The organism is Polycyclovorans algicola TG408 (genome assembly GCF_000711245.1).
GTDB classification, from domain to species: domain Bacteria; phylum Pseudomonadota; class Gammaproteobacteria; order Nevskiales; family Nevskiaceae; genus Polycyclovorans; species Polycyclovorans algicola.
In genome coordinates this window covers 1,641,145-1,655,957 of sequence record NZ_JOMH01000001.1, presented here as the reverse complement: position 1 = coordinate 1,655,957, position 14,813 = coordinate 1,641,145, and the positions used below count along the sequence as shown (strand labels likewise).

16 protein-coding genes are annotated in these 14,813 nt (G+C 64.0%); 6 read left to right on the top strand and 10 right to left on the bottom strand.

The window, feature by feature from the left end; genetic code table 11:
- The first annotated feature begins 2 nt into the window (after positions 1-2).
- From U741_RS0108005 to U741_RS0107990, 4 genes are read left to right on the top strand one after another with little or no spacing between them, the layout of a single operon-like run.
- Positions 3-557: a YggT family protein gene (locus U741_RS0108005; RefSeq protein ID WP_029889957.1), complete on the top strand. Its 555-nt coding sequence runs from the start codon at positions 3-5 to the stop codon at positions 555-557.
- Positions 558-1,697: a homoserine O-succinyltransferase MetX gene (gene metX / locus U741_RS0108000; RefSeq protein WP_029889956.1), complete on the top strand. Its 1,140-nt coding sequence runs from the start codon at positions 558-560 to the stop codon at positions 1,695-1,697.
- Complete coding sequence (gene metW, locus U741_RS0107995) at positions 1,694-2,317, top strand: methionine biosynthesis protein MetW (RefSeq protein ID WP_029889955.1); 624 nt, start codon at positions 1,694-1,696, stop codon at positions 2,315-2,317. The genes metX and metW overlap by 4 nt, the downstream gene beginning before the upstream one ends.
- The gene (locus U741_RS0107990) at positions 2,314-2,760 is read left to right on the top strand and encodes a DUF4426 domain-containing protein (RefSeq protein ID WP_052378618.1); all 447 of its coding nucleotides are present in this window, start codon (positions 2,314-2,316) and stop codon (positions 2,758-2,760) included. The genes metW and U741_RS0107990 overlap by 4 nt, the downstream gene beginning before the upstream one ends.
- A 9-nt stretch (positions 2,761-2,769) precedes the next feature.
- On the opposite strand, the gene U741_RS0107985 is transcribed toward U741_RS0107990, so the two are convergent.
- The 4 genes from U741_RS0107985 to U741_RS0107970 all read right to left on the bottom strand — a co-directional run bounded on the left by U741_RS0107985 (position 2,770) and on the right by U741_RS0107970 (position 7,150).
- Complete coding sequence (locus U741_RS0107985; RefSeq protein WP_029889953.1) at positions 2,770-3,843, bottom strand: SMP-30/gluconolactonase/LRE family protein; 1,074 nt, start codon at positions 3,841-3,843, stop codon at positions 2,770-2,772.
- Positions 3,844-3,928: 85 nt separating this feature from the next.
- Positions 3,929-4,309 (bottom strand): hypothetical protein, encoded by a 381-nt coding sequence (locus tag U741_RS0107980; protein WP_029889952.1) that lies wholly within the window; start codon positions 4,307-4,309, stop codon positions 3,929-3,931.
- A 332-nt stretch (positions 4,310-4,641) separates the two neighbouring features.
- Positions 4,642-4,947 (bottom strand): ferredoxin family protein, encoded by a 306-nt coding sequence (locus U741_RS0107975; protein WP_029889951.1) that lies wholly within the window; start codon positions 4,945-4,947, stop codon positions 4,642-4,644.
- A gap of 58 nt (positions 4,948-5,005) precedes the next feature.
- Complete coding sequence (locus U741_RS0107970; protein WP_029889950.1) at positions 5,006-7,150, bottom strand: molybdopterin-containing oxidoreductase family protein; 2,145 nt, start codon at positions 7,148-7,150, stop codon at positions 5,006-5,008.
- Between the two features lie 247 nt (positions 7,151-7,397).
- Here U741_RS0107970 and U741_RS0107965 point away from each other — a divergent pair, with 247 nt between their 5' ends.
- Positions 7,398-9,050 (top strand): AMP-binding protein, encoded by a 1,653-nt coding sequence (locus U741_RS0107965; protein WP_029889949.1) that lies wholly within the window; start codon positions 7,398-7,400, stop codon positions 9,048-9,050.
- A 59-nt stretch (positions 9,051-9,109) separates the two neighbouring features.
- Complete coding sequence (locus U741_RS0107960) at positions 9,110-9,838, top strand: hypothetical protein (protein WP_029889948.1); 729 nt, start codon at positions 9,110-9,112, stop codon at positions 9,836-9,838.
- A 6-nt stretch (positions 9,839-9,844) separates the two neighbouring features.
- Here the strand turns inward: U741_RS0107960 and purU are convergent, their stop codons facing one another.
- The 6 genes from purU to U741_RS0107930 are packed head-to-tail and all read right to left on the bottom strand — an operon-like array spanning position 9,845 to position 14,731.
- Complete coding sequence (gene purU, locus U741_RS0107955; protein ID WP_029889947.1) at positions 9,845-10,717, bottom strand: formyltetrahydrofolate deformylase; 873 nt, start codon at positions 10,715-10,717, stop codon at positions 9,845-9,847.
- Positions 10,718-10,770: 53 nt separating this feature from the next.
- The gene (locus U741_RS0107950; protein WP_152551541.1) at positions 10,771-11,070 is read right to left on the bottom strand and encodes a hypothetical protein; all 300 of its coding nucleotides are present in this window, start codon (positions 11,068-11,070) and stop codon (positions 10,771-10,773) included.
- Positions 11,071-11,102: 32 nt separating this feature from the next.
- A complete protein-coding gene (locus U741_RS0107945; RefSeq protein WP_152551540.1) occupies positions 11,103-11,846 on the bottom strand; it encodes a hypothetical protein in 744 nt (247 codons plus the stop codon).
- 6 nt (positions 11,847-11,852) lie between these two features.
- Positions 11,853-12,914 (bottom strand): MBL fold metallo-hydrolase, encoded by a 1,062-nt coding sequence (locus U741_RS0107940; RefSeq protein ID WP_052378617.1) that lies wholly within the window; start codon positions 12,912-12,914, stop codon positions 11,853-11,855.
- A complete protein-coding gene (locus tag U741_RS0107935; protein WP_029889943.1) occupies positions 12,911-13,957 on the bottom strand; it encodes an SAM-dependent methyltransferase in 1,047 nt (348 codons plus the stop codon). Before U741_RS0107935 ends, U741_RS0107940 begins: the two co-directional genes overlap by 4 nt.
- A gap of 57 nt (positions 13,958-14,014) precedes the next feature.
- Positions 14,015-14,731: a DUF1295 domain-containing protein gene (locus U741_RS0107930; protein WP_235200142.1), complete on the bottom strand. Its 717-nt coding sequence runs from the start codon at positions 14,729-14,731 to the stop codon at positions 14,015-14,017.
- Positions 14,732-14,813 lie beyond the last annotated feature (82 nt).

The following is a 14,813-nucleotide window of genomic DNA, read 5'->3' as shown; positions in this document are numbered from 1 at the left end:
GCATGTCCGGCGGCAATCAAGCATTGTTTTTTCTGGTCACCACGGTGTTGGAGCTGGTGATTTGGGTGTTCTGGCTACGCCTGCTGCTGCAGGTGGTGAAGGCCGATTTTTATAACCCCATCTCGCAATTTGTCTGGCAGGCGACGCGCTTCCCGACCGACTGGCTGAAAGGTTTCATGCCATCGGTGCGGGGCATCAATCTGGCGGTGTGCGTGGGGCTGGTGCTCAGTGCGCTGGCGTTTGTCTACGCGGTGGTGACGCTGGTGGGCACCCAGGTGGGCGTCGGCTCGGCGCTGCTTTACACAGTGCTCAAGTTGTTGGTGATGCTGCTGGCGCTTTACACCTTCACCCTGTTCGTCCAGGCCATTTTGTCGTGGGTGGGTCCGGGCACCCAGAACCCGGCGGCCACGGTGCTGTGGAGCATCAACGAGCCGCTGCTGCGCCCTGTGCGCAACTTTATTCCGCCCATTGGCGGGCTTGATCTGTCGCCGCTGGCGGTGATTATCGCGCTGCAAGTGCTGAGCCGGCTGGTGCCGCTGCCGGGGGTGCTGAGGTAGATGAGCGCAACTTTGTCGGCCCCCGGCTCGGTGGGCGTCGTTGCGCCGGAGAAGCTGGCGTTTGAGTCACCGCTGCAGCTTGAGTCCGGCAAGACGCTGCCGCGCTTCGACCTGATGGTGGAAACCTACGGCGCGCTCAATGCCGACGCCAGCAACGCGGTGCTGATCTGCCATGCGCTGTCGGGTGACCATCATGCCGCCGGCGTGTCGGCCACCGATGACCGCAAGCCCGGCTGGTGGGACTCGGCCATCGGCCCTGGCAAGCCCATCGATACCGATCATTTCTATGTCGTGTGTCTGAATAATCTGGGTGGCTGCCGCGGCTCGACCGGCCCCAACACGCCCAATCCCGCCACAGGCGAGCTCTACGGCCCCGACTTCCCGCTGCTGACGGTGTCGGACTGGGTGCGCTCGCAGGCGATGCTCGCCGACCGGTTGGGCATTGGCGCCTGGGCAGCGGTGGTCGGCGGCTCGCTGGGTGGCATGCAGGTGACGCAGTGGGCCATCGACTTTCCTGAGCGCGTCCGCAACGCAGTGATCATTGCCAGCGCGCCGCGGTTGTCGGCGCAGAACATCGCCTTCAACGAGATTGCCCGCCAAGCGATTCTCACCGACCCGGCGTTTCATGGCGGCCGCTTTTACGCGCACAACACCATCCCGTCCACCGGGCTGAAACTGGCGCGCATGCTCGGTCACATCACTTATTTGTCGGACGAGGCGATGCGCGCCAAATTCGGAAATGAGCTGAAGGCGCCCAAACCGGGGTTCAACTTCGATGTGGAGTTCGAGGTTGAAAGCTACCTGCGCTATCAGGGCCAGCGCTTCGTTGAGCGCTTTGACGCCAACACCTATCTGCTGATGACCAAGGCGCTGGACTACTTCGACCCGGCACGCGATTACGGCGGCTCGCTGACCCGCGCGTTTCAGCATGTGCAGGCGCGCTGTCTGGTGGTGGCCTTTACGTCGGACTGGCGCTTCGCCCCCGAACGCTCGCGCGAGCTGGTTCGCGCACTGCTGGATGCGCGCAAGGACGTGTCGTACGCCGTCATCGATTCGAGCCTGGGCCACGACGATTTTCTGATGCCGATTCCGCACTACCACGACGTGCTGGGCGGCTTCATGGCGAGGGCGCGGCCATGACCAAGTCGGTCTTGCGTCCGGATTTCGCGCTGATCAGCCGCTGGATTCCGCGCGGCGCCCGGGTCCTCGACCTCGGCTGCGGCGACGGTGAACTGCTGTCGTATCTGGTGGCCGAGCGCAATGTCACCGGCTACGGCCTCGACATCGACGAGCCGCACATCACCGCCTGCATCCGTCGCGGACTCAATGTCATCGAGTCCGACATCAACGATGGCCTGCGCGACTTTGCCGACCACAGCTTCGACGTGGTGATCATGTCGCATGCGCTGCAGGCACTGACGCGGCCCGATGAAGCAGTGGCCGACATGCTGCGGGTCGGGCGTCAGGCCATCGTCACCTTTCCCAACTTTGGCCACTGGCGGGTGCGCACCGCGATGTTTGCCGGCCGCATGCCGCTGACGCCGACCTTGCCCGACCGCTGGTTCGACACGCCCAACATCCACCTGTGCACGGTCAACGACTTCGAGGTGCTGTGCCGCGAGCGCGGCTGGGCCATCCGCGACCGCCATTTGCTGGACCGCAGCCACCGTCAGGGGCACTCGATCAACCTGGCACCCAACCTGTTCGGCGAGATTGCGCTGTACCTGCTCGAGGCCGACGCCAAACCCCGCGCGCCATGATCAAACACAGCCTTGCCGCAGTCATCATTGCCGTCCTGAGTCTGGTCGCGATGCCCGGTCACGCCGAGCAGGTGGTGCGCGAGGGCGACATCATCATTCACTACACGGCGATCCGCACCACCCTGCTGACGCCCGAGGTTGCAAGGCGCTTTGACGTCACCCGCAGCCGTAATCAAGCGCTGTTGGTGATCAATGCCCAGCGCGATACCGGTGAAGGGTTGCCGACGCCGATTGCCGCCACGGCCACCGGCCATGTCACCAGCCTGCTGGGTCACCGCCAGACGCTGGACCTGAAGCCGAAGCGCGAGGGCGATGTGCACTACGTGCTGGCGCGCTTCGAAACGCTCAACAGTGAGTACCTGACCCTTGACGTCGAGGTGACCCCCGAGGGGCACGACACGGCCATTCAGGTGCGCTGGCAGCAGCAGTTCTACAACGATTGAGCCTGAGCTTTATTCGGCCAACATGACCGCGCTCAGCGGCACTCGCGCCACACCGGGGTACGACAGGCTGCCCATATACAGCGTGTCGCCCCGGCGCTTGACGCTAGTAATGGGTCCAAAGATGTCGCTGCCGCTGGCCTGCGCGTTGGCAACCACCTGTCCGTCGGTGTCGAGCGCCACGATGGCCGCATAGGGCTTGGGTTCCGGGTGCATCCACTGCGGGAGGCGGAAGAGGATTTTGCGCACCCAGGGCTGCGGCAGAATGCGGTCCAGCAGCGGGTCACGCGGCGCATAGAGCGCCAGCCAGAAGCGACCCTCATCGTCATAGCTGATGTTGTCAGGAAAGCCAGGCAGGTTGTCGATGAACACGTCGGTGGTGCCGGCCTGCGGCCCTTTAAGCCAGTAGCGGGTCACCTGATAGCGCCCGGTTTCGGTCACCAGCACGTAGTCCCCGTCTGGCCCCACGGCGATGCCATTGGCGAAATACAGTCCGTCAACCAACGTTTCGGTGGTGCCGGTGACGGGGTCATGGCGCAACAGGCGGCCGGTGCCGGCGTGCTCGAAGAAGTCGTGCATCAGCTCGTCCATGCCGAAGCGGTGCGAGGCGTCTGAGAAGTAGATCCGCCCGTCCGGTGCAACGTCGACATCGTCGACAAAGCGGAACGGCCGCGCATCCGACTCGGTGCTGAGGGTGGCCACCTCGCCATCGGCATCGATGCGCAGCAGGCCATTGATGGCGTCGGCCACCACCAGTCCGGCCTCGGTCATCACCATGCCCAGCGGTCGGCCCCCCGTGTTCGCCAGTTCGGTGACCCGGCCACTGGCCGCATCCAGCGTGACCACGCGACCATCGACGAAGCCTGTGTAGAGCGCGCCATCGGCATCGAAGGCCAGCCCTTCTGGCCCCACCCCGGCGTCGGCCGCCAGCACCTCGACCGATTGCAGGCGCTGGTTGACGGCAAATGGCCCTTCATCGGTGGCCGGTGCCACCGGCGGCGACCACGACTGCGGATCAATCGGTACCGGCCAGAACAACAGGTAGGCTACAACCAGCACCAGCAGGCCGACAGCGAGGCGTTTCATGAAAGTGACCCAGCGTTCAATTTGCCGTGGAGTCTGCTGTCCCCCGGCGGTGCTGACAAGGCCGAAAGTCAGCAACCGCTGATCGTCAAGGTGACGCCGACTCGCGGGCTGCTTGGTCGTCAGGCGACGCACGAGTCCGCACCACCGTAGAAAGCAGATCGGTGATGGTCACCAACTTCTCGCGCGGCTTCGTCTGCGCAGCCCCGCAGCGCGACTCCTTGGCTTTGATCGCCAGCCAGTCGGCGTAATCGGTTGGGGCCAGACCGCGCTGGCGCAGGCGGTTAAACAGCCCACCGGGATCGACCGGCCGCGAAGCCAATGCCGGCGCGTCGGCCAGCAGCTGGGTCAAGGTTTCGACGGCACATGCGCTGTTGGTGCCGACGATGCCCGACAGCCCGCGCTTGATCCATCCGGCGGCATACAGTCCGTTGCCGTCACCAACGCGCCCGGCCTGGTGGACGATCACGCCACTGCCGGCTGCGACAGATCAAAGTTCTGGTCGCGACAAGCGGAATGGCCGTTGTACCCGCCGACGAACGCCGTGGCGGTGTGGCTACCGGGCAGGTCTTCGCCTGGGATGTCCAGCGCGCAGGCACTGGTGCAGCGCTTCTAACAAAGCGTTACGAGATGGCGCGTGTGATTGGGTGCCGATCGAGGCGCGAAAAGGAGCGATAGCGGGCACGATTGCGACACCGAGCAACGGAGCGCTGTGCTCAAGCGCGCCGCCAGGGCGAATGAATGGTTGGAAGCGCTGCACTGGGGTCTGCTCACAATTGGCGCATCACTTGTGAACAGGCTCTAAAAGCCCAGTTCCGCCCGACGCGCCTCGGCAGTGGGCAACGGCGTGCCGGTTTGGCGCACGACCGGCAAGCGACCGGCCTGCTGCGCGTTGCGGGCGATCCAGTGTTCCTGATCCGGCGGCAGATCAAACGCCTCCTGTATGGCCTGTACCGGACACGCTGGCACGCAGGCACCGCAATCGATGCAGGTGTCCGGGTCAATGTAGAGCATCTCGTCATCGCCACGAAAGCACGCCACCGGGCAGGTGGCCACGCATTCGGTGAAGCGGCACCGCTGGCAGTTGTCAGTCACGACATGGGTCACGGCGTGTTCCTCGTCAGATGAATCAAAAAGATGAAGGCGACGACGGGTCGGGGGCCGCTCAGACCCGGCTCACCTCGACGCGGTTGTCGGAAAAGGTCGGCGCACCCCCCAGGTCGGCCATTGCCGTGGGGTTGAGCGCCGCCGGCGTGGCCTGCGCCCGCGAGGTGGCCACCCAGTGGCCCATGGGTGCGATGACCACGCCCGGAATGGTGTCCTCGCCGACGCGGGCCACCGCGACGAACGCGCCGCGGTCGTTGAACACGCGTACCGCATCGTTGTGGGCTATGCCCCGCGCTTCGGCGTCCGCGGGGTGCAGCACCACCTTTTGCTCGCCCTCGCGTGCGGCCTGACGGCGGTGGTTGGGATAGGTCGAGTTCAAAAACGAGTGGCTCTTGGGCGACATCATCGCCAGCGGGTAGCCACCCCTGCCGTTGCCGTCGACGTGACCCGACTCGTTGGGCGGCCGATAGGTGGGCAAGGCCGGCACGGGCCCACCATCCTGGGCCTCGGTGTAGCCCTGACGAAAGGTGGGCAGCACGAAATTGCCGCCCGCCGCCATCGATGCCAGCAGCTCTACCTTGCCCGATGGGGTGGGAAAGTTGCCCTCGGCGTGGGGCGCGTAGACATCGGACGCCGGGAAATTCAGTCGTGCCCAACCCTGCGCCTCGAGCGTCTCCGGGGTGACGCCCTGCATGACCGGGCTATTCCAGTCCAACGCCTCGTTCATGATCTGCGCGTCGCTGCGCTGGAAATACGGGTCATCGAATCCCATGCGCTGCGCCAGGCGGCGGAACAGCTCGGAATTGGTGATCGCCTCGCCCTGCGGCGGTATCGCCGGCCGGTTGAGGGTGAGGTAAAGATGCCCCCATGAGAACATCAGGTCGTCCTGCTCCACCTGGGTGGTGGCCGGCAGAATCAGGTCGGCGTAGCGCGCGGTGTCGGTCACAAAGTGCTCGCTGACCACCGTGAACAGGTCGTCGCGCGACAGGCCTTGGGTGAGGCGCACCTGGTCGGGCGCCACCACCAGCGGGTTGCTGTTGTAGATGAACAACGCCTGGATCGGCGGCTGAAGCGCGAGGGCGCCCGTCAGCGCTTGCCCGAGCTTCCACTGGTTGAGCACCCGCGTGCCGGGCGCGATCAGATCGGCGCGATGCAGCCGCTCCCAGTTCACCGGAAACGCCCACAGCGGCAATTGCAGGATGCCGCCGCCGGGTTGGCGCCACGCGCCCACCAGTGCCGGCAAGCAGGTCAGTGCGCGCACCAATTGCCCGCCGCCGGCGGAACGTTCGATGGCCACACCGATGCGGATCGCTGACGGCTTTGCGGCGGCGTACTCGCGGGCCAGCGTGCGGATCACCTCGGCGTCAACGCCAGTTTCGCGCGCCGCGAACTCGGGGGTGTACTGCGCCACGTGCGCGGCCAGCTCGGCGTAGCCCAGGGTGTACTGCGCGATGTAGTCGTGATCGACCCGATCTTCTTCAATGATCACGTTCATCATCGCCAGCGCCAGCGCGCCGTCGGTACCGGGACGCACGCGGATGTGCTGGTCGACCAGCGCGCTGGTCTGGGTGCGCGCGGGGTCGATCACCACCACCTTGGCGCCGCTTTTTCGTGCCCGGTCGATGAACGGCCACAGGTGGGCGTTGGTGCTCAGCACGTTGCACGCCCACAGGATGATGAAGCGAGAATGCTGCAGGCTCTCGGGGTCCATGCCCGGCGTCGGGCCCACGGTCATGATGTACGCGGTGGACGCGCCGGAGTCGCAAAAGGTGCGCTCCGAAACCGTCGCGCCGAGTTTGTTGAAGAACGGATCGCCCACTGTCAGGCCGTTGACCAGTCCCTGGGTGCCGAGGTAGCTGTAAGGCAGGATGGCCTCGGGGCCGCGCTCGGCGATGATGGCCTTCCATTTGGATGCGACGGTGTCGAGTGCGTCGTCCCAGCTGATGCGTTCGAACTGCCCCGACCCCTTGGGGCCGCTGCGGCGCAGCGGGTGCAACACCCGCTCGGGATGGTAAACGCGCTCCTGGTAGTGGTTGGTCTTGGCGCACAACCGGCCTTGGGTGAACGGGTGATCAGGGTTGCCGCGTACGCTGGTGACGCGGCCATCCTGAACGTTCACTAACATTGAGCAGGTGTCGGGGCAGTCGTGCGGGCAGGCACCCAAAACCGTGATCTGCTGATCTGAAGAGTGGGGGGTCGACATGAACATCCTCGCGATTCGAGTGGGAGGAGTAGCTGTGCCACGGGTACGACCTGAAGGCTTACACGCTCAAAGGCGTGCCGCTCCCCCTCCAAAGTACGGGGCTCGATCAATGATGACAATGGCCGGACGAACCGGTCAGCGACGCAACGTTGATTATTGGCAACTGCGGGGCATTGGCTACACTCAAGTTCATATGGCCGGCAGTGACAGAGACCGGCCCCCGATTCTTATCCAAGGGGAGCGCTGCATGAACCAAGAACCCACACCCATCGACATGCTGTTGAAATGGGCCGCCGAACGACCCACTTCGCCGTGGTTGTTCCAGCCGCGGGACGGTCAGTGGTCGTCGATCACCTGGGGCGAGGCCGCCGATCAAGTCAGACGCATGGCCGGCGCACTGAAGGGCTTGAATCTGCCGCCGAAGAGCGCCATCGCCATTTCGGGTCGCAACTGTGCGCACTGGTTTCTAGCCGACATCGCCATCGCCATGGCCGGGCATATCAGCGTCGGGCTTTATCCCAAGCAGGCGCAAAGCGCGGTGAGTTACATCCTCGGTCACTGTGAGGCCAAGGCAGTGTTCATCGGCCCGATGCCGGACCCCAAAGACTTCGACGAGGCGCTGCCCAAGGGCATCATCAAGATCGGCATGCCCTATCCCAAGCTCGGGATCGAGTGTCAGTACCAATGGGACAACCTGCTGGCCGAGTACCCGCCGCTGGAAAAGCCGGTCGAGCGGGCCCCCGACGAGCTGGTGACCCTGGTGTACACCTCTGGTACGACCGGCAACCCCAAGGGCGTGATGATCAACGGTCGCAACATGACCTTTGCCGCCGAGGGCCTGCAGAAGGTGATGCCGGCGCAGGGCAAGGAACGGTTCTTCTCGTATCTGCCGCTGGCGCATGCCTTCGAGCGCGGCGCGGTAGAGATGTCGAGCCTCTACTTTGGCGCCGAGGTGCACTTTCTCGAAGACATCGAAAAGCTTGCCGTGCAATTGGCCGAGGTCGCGCCGACACGCTTCTTCGGCGTTCCGCTGGTGCTGGGACGCATCCAGGCCGGCATTCTCAAGAAGCTGCCGCAGAAGAAGCTCGACACCCTGCTCAAGCTGCCGATCATCTCCGGCCTGATCAAGAAGAAGATCAAGACCGGCATCGGCCTGCAAAACGTGCGCTATCTGATTGTCGGCGCCGCGCCGGTGCCCATGCCATTGATGGAATGGTTCAAGAAGCTCGACATCGAAGTGCTGCAGGGCTACGGCATGACCGAGAACAATATCTATGCCACCGCCAACCTGCCGGGCGCCAACCGCCTCGGATCGGTCGGCCGGGCGATGCCGGGCGCCAACATGCGGATCTCGGGCGACGGTGAGATCCAGTTCCAGCATCCGGGTGTGATGGCGGGTTACTACAAGGACGATGAAAAAACCCGCGAAACCTTCACCGACGACGGCTGGCTGCGCACCGGCGACCGCGGCAAGGTCGATGAGCAGGGGTATCTGTTCATCACCGGCCGGGTCAAGGACATCTTCAAGACGCTCAAGGGCAAGTACGTGGCCCCGGCGCCCATTGAAGGCGCCATGGCGCGCAACACGCTGATCGACCAGCTTTGCCTGGTCGGTACCGAGCTCAAGCAGCCGATTCTGCTGGTGTCACTCAACGACGCCGGTCGCGCCATGAGCAAGAGCGAGGCCGGTGCCGCGCTGGTGGCCGACATGGAGGTGGTCAACGCCAAGCTCGAAGCGCATGAGCAGATCGCCAAGGTGCTGGTGGTGAACGACGTCTGGAGCATCGACAACGGGCTGATGACGCCGACCATGAAGGTCAAGCGCAACGAGGTCGAGGGCCGCTACAAGGACCTGCTGACCCGGCATTGCGAAAGCCGTGAAAAGCTCGCCTGGGAATAGGCTGGCATCACCACAATCGGTCCACCGCAGGTGGGCCGACTTCTTTGGGGAGACCCCGCATGATTCGTCGCACCCTTCTGACGCTGGTCTTGACACTGGCGACGGTCGCGCAGGCGGCGCCACCGAGCCTGCCCGAGATCGACCGCTATCGCGGCCTGCTGCATTTTCTGCAGGTGAGTGAAACCCCGCAGTCGATGCAACCGCTGTTCGATGCCGCCGAGAGCGTGCAGTCGGCGGTGATGCGCATCGACGACAGCGGTTACGCCTGGTTGGAGCGCGTCAGCGACGATGATGCCGTGGCCATCCAGGCGCAGCTGGAAGGCTTGCGCCTGCACCGCGGGCTGGACGTCTATGCCGAGCTCGACACGGCGGTGATGCATGACTTGGCGCTGCAGCACGGCCGGCCGGTTGACCAGGCGTTTTTCGCTGGCCTGAAGGACGCTTATAACGACCAGGGGCTGCCGGTGTATCTGGACCTCACCAACCGGGCCTCGCCGTGCGTGCGTTTTGACCCGCCCGAGGTGCTCATCGACCAATACGCGCACTGGCAGACCTTTGCGCAGGCGCATCCCGGCGCGTACGGCAAATTCGTGGGCCAGTGGCTAAGCGACATCGAAGACGTGATGGCGCAGGGCACCTGCACCTGCACGCAGGAGCAGGCCCCGGTCGAAGCCGCGCTGCACGCTTTCGTGGCGGCTTTCCCGAAGACCCTGGTGCGTGCCGACATTCAGGCACGCCTGCAGCAGCTCAAGAACCAGCCTTACGAAAAACCGGTGTGGTGCCGCTAAGCCGGCTCAGGGGTTAAAGACAACCGTCTTGGTGCCGTGAATGAGAATGCGGTCTTCGAGGTGGCAGCGCACCGCGCGGGCCAGCACCTGGCGCTCAAGGTCACGACCCAGACGCTTCAGGTCGTCGACTTCGTCGCGGTGTGACACCGGCGCAACGCCTTGGTCGATGATCGGCCCCTGATCCAGCTCGGCGGTCACGTAATGCGCCGTCGCGCCGATCAACTTCACGCCCTTGTCGTACGCCTGCTGGTAGGGATCGGCGCCGGCAAAGGCGGGCAGAAACGAGTGGTGGATGTTGATGATGCGGTGCGGGTAATGACTGACGAAGTCGCCCGACAGAATGCGCATGAAGCGCGCCAGCACCAAAAAATCGGCACGGTCGCCGAGCAGCGACAGGATGTTCGCCTCGTCTTCGGCTTGACTGCCGCGACTGAACGCAACGTGCTCAAAGCGCACACCAAAGCGCTCGACTTCACTGCGCAGCGCATCATGGTTGGAGATGACCATGGGAATGTCGGCGCGCAGTTCGCCGCGCTGCCAACGCCACAACAACTCCATCAGCGCGTGGTCGTGTTTGGAGACGAAGATCGCCATGCGCGGACGGCGGTTGGCAAAACTGAGGCGCCAGTCCATGTCGAAGCGACGCCCCACAACCTCACCGAAGGCCCGGGTCAAGGTGGCGTGGCTGACATCGAGTCCGGGGGTCTGAAATTCCAGCCGCAGAAACAAGGTGCCGCCGCTGGCATCGGTGGCGTGCTGATCCAGTTCGGTGATGTTGGCGCTGTGTTCGAACAGAAAGCCGGTCACGGCCGAGACAATGCCGGGGCGGTCCGGGCAGGTCACCAGCAGGCGGGCGGTGGTTTCGGGGGCGGATAGCACGAAGCGTCTCGGTCGTCAGCGCAGGGCGCGCGAGTATATCGACGCGGCAGCAACTAATCCTCGTGCGTTCCGCTTTGGGCCGCGGCCTTGGCCTCGGCTTTGTGCGCCAGGATGAGCAGGTCGAGGGTGCGCCCCTGCGCCTCGCAGCCGGCGTGCTCGGCGTCCGAAATGGTCACGTCTTCGTCAAGAAATCCGGCCAGCATCAGGTCGGTGATTTTCTCGCGCTCGCGCTGCAGCACTTCGAGGTTCATGGCCTCCAGCTCTTCCATCGAGAATTCACGACAGTAGTCGGCGTGCGCACCGCCAGCAACGAAAACGAGCGCGGCGGCGCACAAGTGTCGGATGGGTCTCATGACCCGCAATCTAGCAACATCCGTACGCCGCTTCACGATGCGTCGAGCGGCGGCAGGTCGTCTGGTGCGCCTTCGGGGGCCTCATCGGGGTAGACGATGCGGGCATTGAACGGCTTGCCCGTGTCTGGGCTGTGCACGTTGGAGATACCGCGGTACTCCACCAAGCGTCGCTCTTCCGGCTCGTAGGTCACCTGCAGGTCGTCGACCAGCAGCCGCAGCAGCGAATCAAGCTCGATGGTGAATTGCACGGCCGGCTTGCCGTCAAAGTCGGCTTCGCCGGTCTTGCGGATTCTGAACCGGTAGCTGTCGAGGTTGCCCGCCACTGCCAGACGGATCTTGACGGTTTCGCCGTCCATCAGCGCCTTGAAGTTGTCGCGAATCTGGCTGTGAAAGCCGGAGTCGGCCGCGAGGTCGTCACCCGCCTTGAGGGTCTTCTCGCTGCGCTTGCCTTCATTGATCTTGAACATGGCCACTTCGTCACCGACCGACGAGATGCCCTCGGCGTAATCGGCGTACGGCAGGTCCAGGCGATAGACCGGCACCGATGGGTTGTCGGCGAAATCCATGGTTTTCTTGCCCATCGGACTGCCGTCGGGGCCGACGTAGTGGATGGTGCCGCTTTTCCACACGCCATCTTCGATCACCTGCTCATGCACCTCGGTGTAGAGGTACTGATCAGATTCAAGGTCGAAAGCGTATCCGTAAAAGCGAAAGGTTTCGGCGTGGGCCATGAGGCTGAGACTCGCGAGAGAAAAACCGATGAGCGTTCGAATCATGCTGCGTCACTCCAATTCAGGGGCAGCGGGCAACGCCGCAATGGCGTAGGGCTGACCAAACGTGGGGGCAATGAAATCATTTTCCGGCAACCCGGCGGCTGAACGTGCGACCGCCAGCGCGTCCACAGGTTCGATCTGCGCTTCTTCTGACAACTGAAAAGTACCAAAGTGAACCGCAATGCTGCGTACGGCCGCGAGGTCGAGGTGGGCCTGCACCGCATCTTCCGGGCTGGTGTGCTGGTACTCGGTCAGCCAGCGCGGCTTATAGGCGCCGATGGGCAGCAAGGCCAGCCGGAACGGGCCGAAAGCTGCGCCGCTGTCGGCAAAATGGTCGCCGTAGCCGGTGTCGCCGGCAAAGTAGACCGGCCCTCCCGGCGCGGTGATGGCATAGGCCATCCACAGGCTGCGGTTGCGCTGACCCTTGCCGAAGCCCCGGCCGGTCCAGTGTTGCGAGCGCTGACCGTGCACGGTGACGCGCTCGTTCAACGCGACCGGCTCACCCCAATCCAACGCCGTCACGTCCTCAAGGCCCTGCTCGCGCAGCCAGCCGTCTTCGCCCAGCCCGACGATGAACTGCGGTTGATGTGCGGCCTGCAGGCGCTGCAGGGTGGGCAGGTCAAGATGGTCGTAATGGTCGTGCGAGATCAGCACCGCGTCGATGGGCGGCAATTGTTCGAAACGCAGTCCCGGCGCGACGAAACGCTTGGGGCCCAGCCACTGCACCGGGCTGGCGCGGGCGCTCCACACCGGGTCGGTGAGCAGGTTAATGCCGTCGATCTGAATCAGCACCGTGGCGTGGTTGATCACCGTGACCTGCAGCGCGCCTTCTGCGACACGTGCGGGGGGATCTGCGAAGTCCGGCGGCGTCAGATCGCGTGTCCATTCGCCCGGCTCGCGCTCACGGTAATAACGCCAAAGCTCGCGCCAGCCGACGTTAAAGGGCTCGTCGTTGTGAAACCGCTCGCCATCAAAGTGATCGCTCACCGGACCCTGGTAACGCGCGCCGCTGGCGCAGGCCGCCAGTAGCAGCACGACCAGCAGCGCTGCACTGCGCGGCTGCAGGATCACCGCTTCTCGAACAGGTAGTGGCCCACGCCCCACTCATTGCCGTCGTCCAGCCCGAAAAACTCGGCCACGGCCATATAGAACATGCGCCAGCGGTTGAACCAGATTTTGGCTTCGGCCTTGCCGCCATAGGCTTTTTCAAAGACCGGCATGATCTGCTCACGCGCCGCGTCCATGCCCGCCAGCCAATGATTGGAGGTTTTCTCGTAGTGGCTGCCCGACACCCACCACTGACGGGCAATCTTCAGGTCGTCCTGAAAGTGGGCGAACAGGTGCTCGCTGGGCATGGTGCCGCCGAGAAAAAAATACTGGGTCATCCAGTCGTTCTCGTCCTGCACTTCATAGTGATAGGCGAGCAGCTTGTGGGCAAAAATGTGCACGAACAGCTTGGCATCGGGGCGCATCCAGCGACTGATCTTGCCCAGCAGCAGGCCGTAATTCTTCATGTGCTCGAACATTTCGATCGACATGACGCGGTCAAAGCCGGCCTCGATGCCGTTGGCCGGGAAGTCGAAATCGACGATGTTGCCGGTGATGATCTGCAGGTTTTTCAGCCCGCGCGCGGCGGCCTGGCCCATGATGAATTCACGCTGGCCGTGGCTGTTGCTGAGGCCGACGATCTCGCTGTTCGGGTAGCGCGCCGCCAGCCACAACGACAGCGAGCCCCAGCCGCAGCCCACGTCCATGATGCGCATGCCGTCGACCAGACCGGCGCGCTCGGCATAGAGCGCCAGCATCTGCTGCTCGGCCTCGGCGAGCGTCTCGGCGCCGGTCGGGTACAGGCAGCACGAATACTTCAGGCACGGCCCCAGGTGACGGTGGAAAAACTCGGCCGGCACCTCGTAGTGCTGGACGTTGGCATCGGCGGTGTTGACGGCAATCGGGCTGGCGCGCAACTCGCCCAGGAAACGCGCGAAGTTCTCACTGCGACGCTCCTGATCGACGCTGTCTGGCGACTGCAGGCGTGCGCGTATCAGCTTGCGCATGCCCGCTCGGGCCACGATATCGGGCACCAGGCCCTGCTCGACCCACTGGATGGGATTCATGCTTGGTTCTTGACTCGGTTGATGATCTGGAAAAGGGATGCCGTCGAACGACTCTGCTCAGGACTTCTTGGGGAACCATGGAATCAGCGGCGAGGTGGTGCGCATGTACTCGGCAAATCCCGCCTTGCGCTTGGCCATTTCGGCTTCAAGCAGCGGCATGCCCGACAGTCGGGTCAGTAAAAATGCCATCACCAGTGGCGCAATCAGCGCCGTCCAGCCCCAGGGCGCGCCCCAAGCCAGTGGCACGTAGGCCAGCCAGTGAACGCACTCGAAGAAGTAGTTGGGGTGCCGCGAGTAGCGCCACAGTCCGGTTCGGCAAACTTGGCCGCCGTTGGCCGGATCACTGCGAAAACGGTCCATCTGCGCATCGGCCACACCCTCGCCGACCACCGCGACAAACCAGATCAGCACCGCCACCACCATCAGCCCCATCGGCACGCTGTCGGGCCGGTAGCTGGCCGCCGCGAAAGCCGACGCAGCGAGGACCAGCGTGAACAGGTTCTGGAACTGGTAGAAAAAAAACAGGTTGCGATTGGCGTTACGGTCCCAATCGAGCCGCAACTTGGCGTAACGAAAATCTTCCGGTTTGCCGGCCATGCGCATCCACAGGTGAGTGCCCAGCCGCATGCCCCAGACCCCGCCCATCAGTGCCACCAACATGCGCACTTCGGGTGGTGCGCTACCGGCCACGCCGAACAGCACCGCCAGCAGGCCCAGCGACCATGCCCAGATGGGGTCGACGACGCCGCCATTGCCGGTCCGAAACTGAATCACCCAGGCGACACATTTCGCGGCCACAACAACAACGACCGCGAGGCACATCAGGTCTAAGAGGTTCATAAGGTCAAGGGTACAC

What these genes read in the sequence shown, in the direction of transcription:
- U741_RS0107970 (WP_029889950.1), bottom strand. Translation starts at nt 7,150, where the DNA reads ATGTCGACCCCCCACTCTTCAGATCAGCAGATCACGGTTTTGGGTGCC.
- U741_RS0107945 (WP_152551540.1), bottom strand. Translation starts at nt 11,846, where the DNA reads ATGATTCGAACGCTCATCGGTTTTTCTCTCGCGAGTCTCAGCCTCATG.
- metW (WP_029889955.1), top strand. Translation starts at nt 1,694, where the DNA reads ATGACCAAGTCGGTCTTGCGTCCGGATTTCGCGCTGATCAGCCGCTGG.
- U741_RS0107990 (WP_052378618.1), top strand. Translation starts at nt 2,314, where the DNA reads ATGATCAAACACAGCCTTGCCGCAGTCATCATTGCCGTCCTGAGTCTG.
- U741_RS0107965 (WP_029889949.1), top strand. Translation starts at nt 7,398, where the DNA reads ATGAACCAAGAACCCACACCCATCGACATGCTGTTGAAATGGGCCGCC.
- U741_RS0107950 (WP_152551541.1), bottom strand. Translation starts at nt 11,070, where the DNA reads ATGAGACCCATCCGACACTTGTGCGCCGCCGCGCTCGTTTTCGTTGCT.
- U741_RS0108005 (WP_029889957.1), top strand. Translation starts at nt 3, where the DNA reads ATGTCCGGCGGCAATCAAGCATTGTTTTTTCTGGTCACCACGGTGTTG.
- U741_RS0107935 (WP_029889943.1), bottom strand. Translation starts at nt 13,957, where the DNA reads ATGAATCCCATCCAGTGGGTCGAGCAGGGCCTGGTGCCCGATATCGTG.
- metX (WP_029889956.1), top strand. Translation starts at nt 558, where the DNA reads ATGAGCGCAACTTTGTCGGCCCCCGGCTCGGTGGGCGTCGTTGCGCCG.
- U741_RS0107960 (WP_029889948.1), top strand. Translation starts at nt 9,110, where the DNA reads ATGATTCGTCGCACCCTTCTGACGCTGGTCTTGACACTGGCGACGGTC.
- U741_RS0107985 (WP_029889953.1), bottom strand. Translation starts at nt 3,843, where the DNA reads ATGAAACGCCTCGCTGTCGGCCTGCTGGTGCTGGTTGTAGCCTACCTG.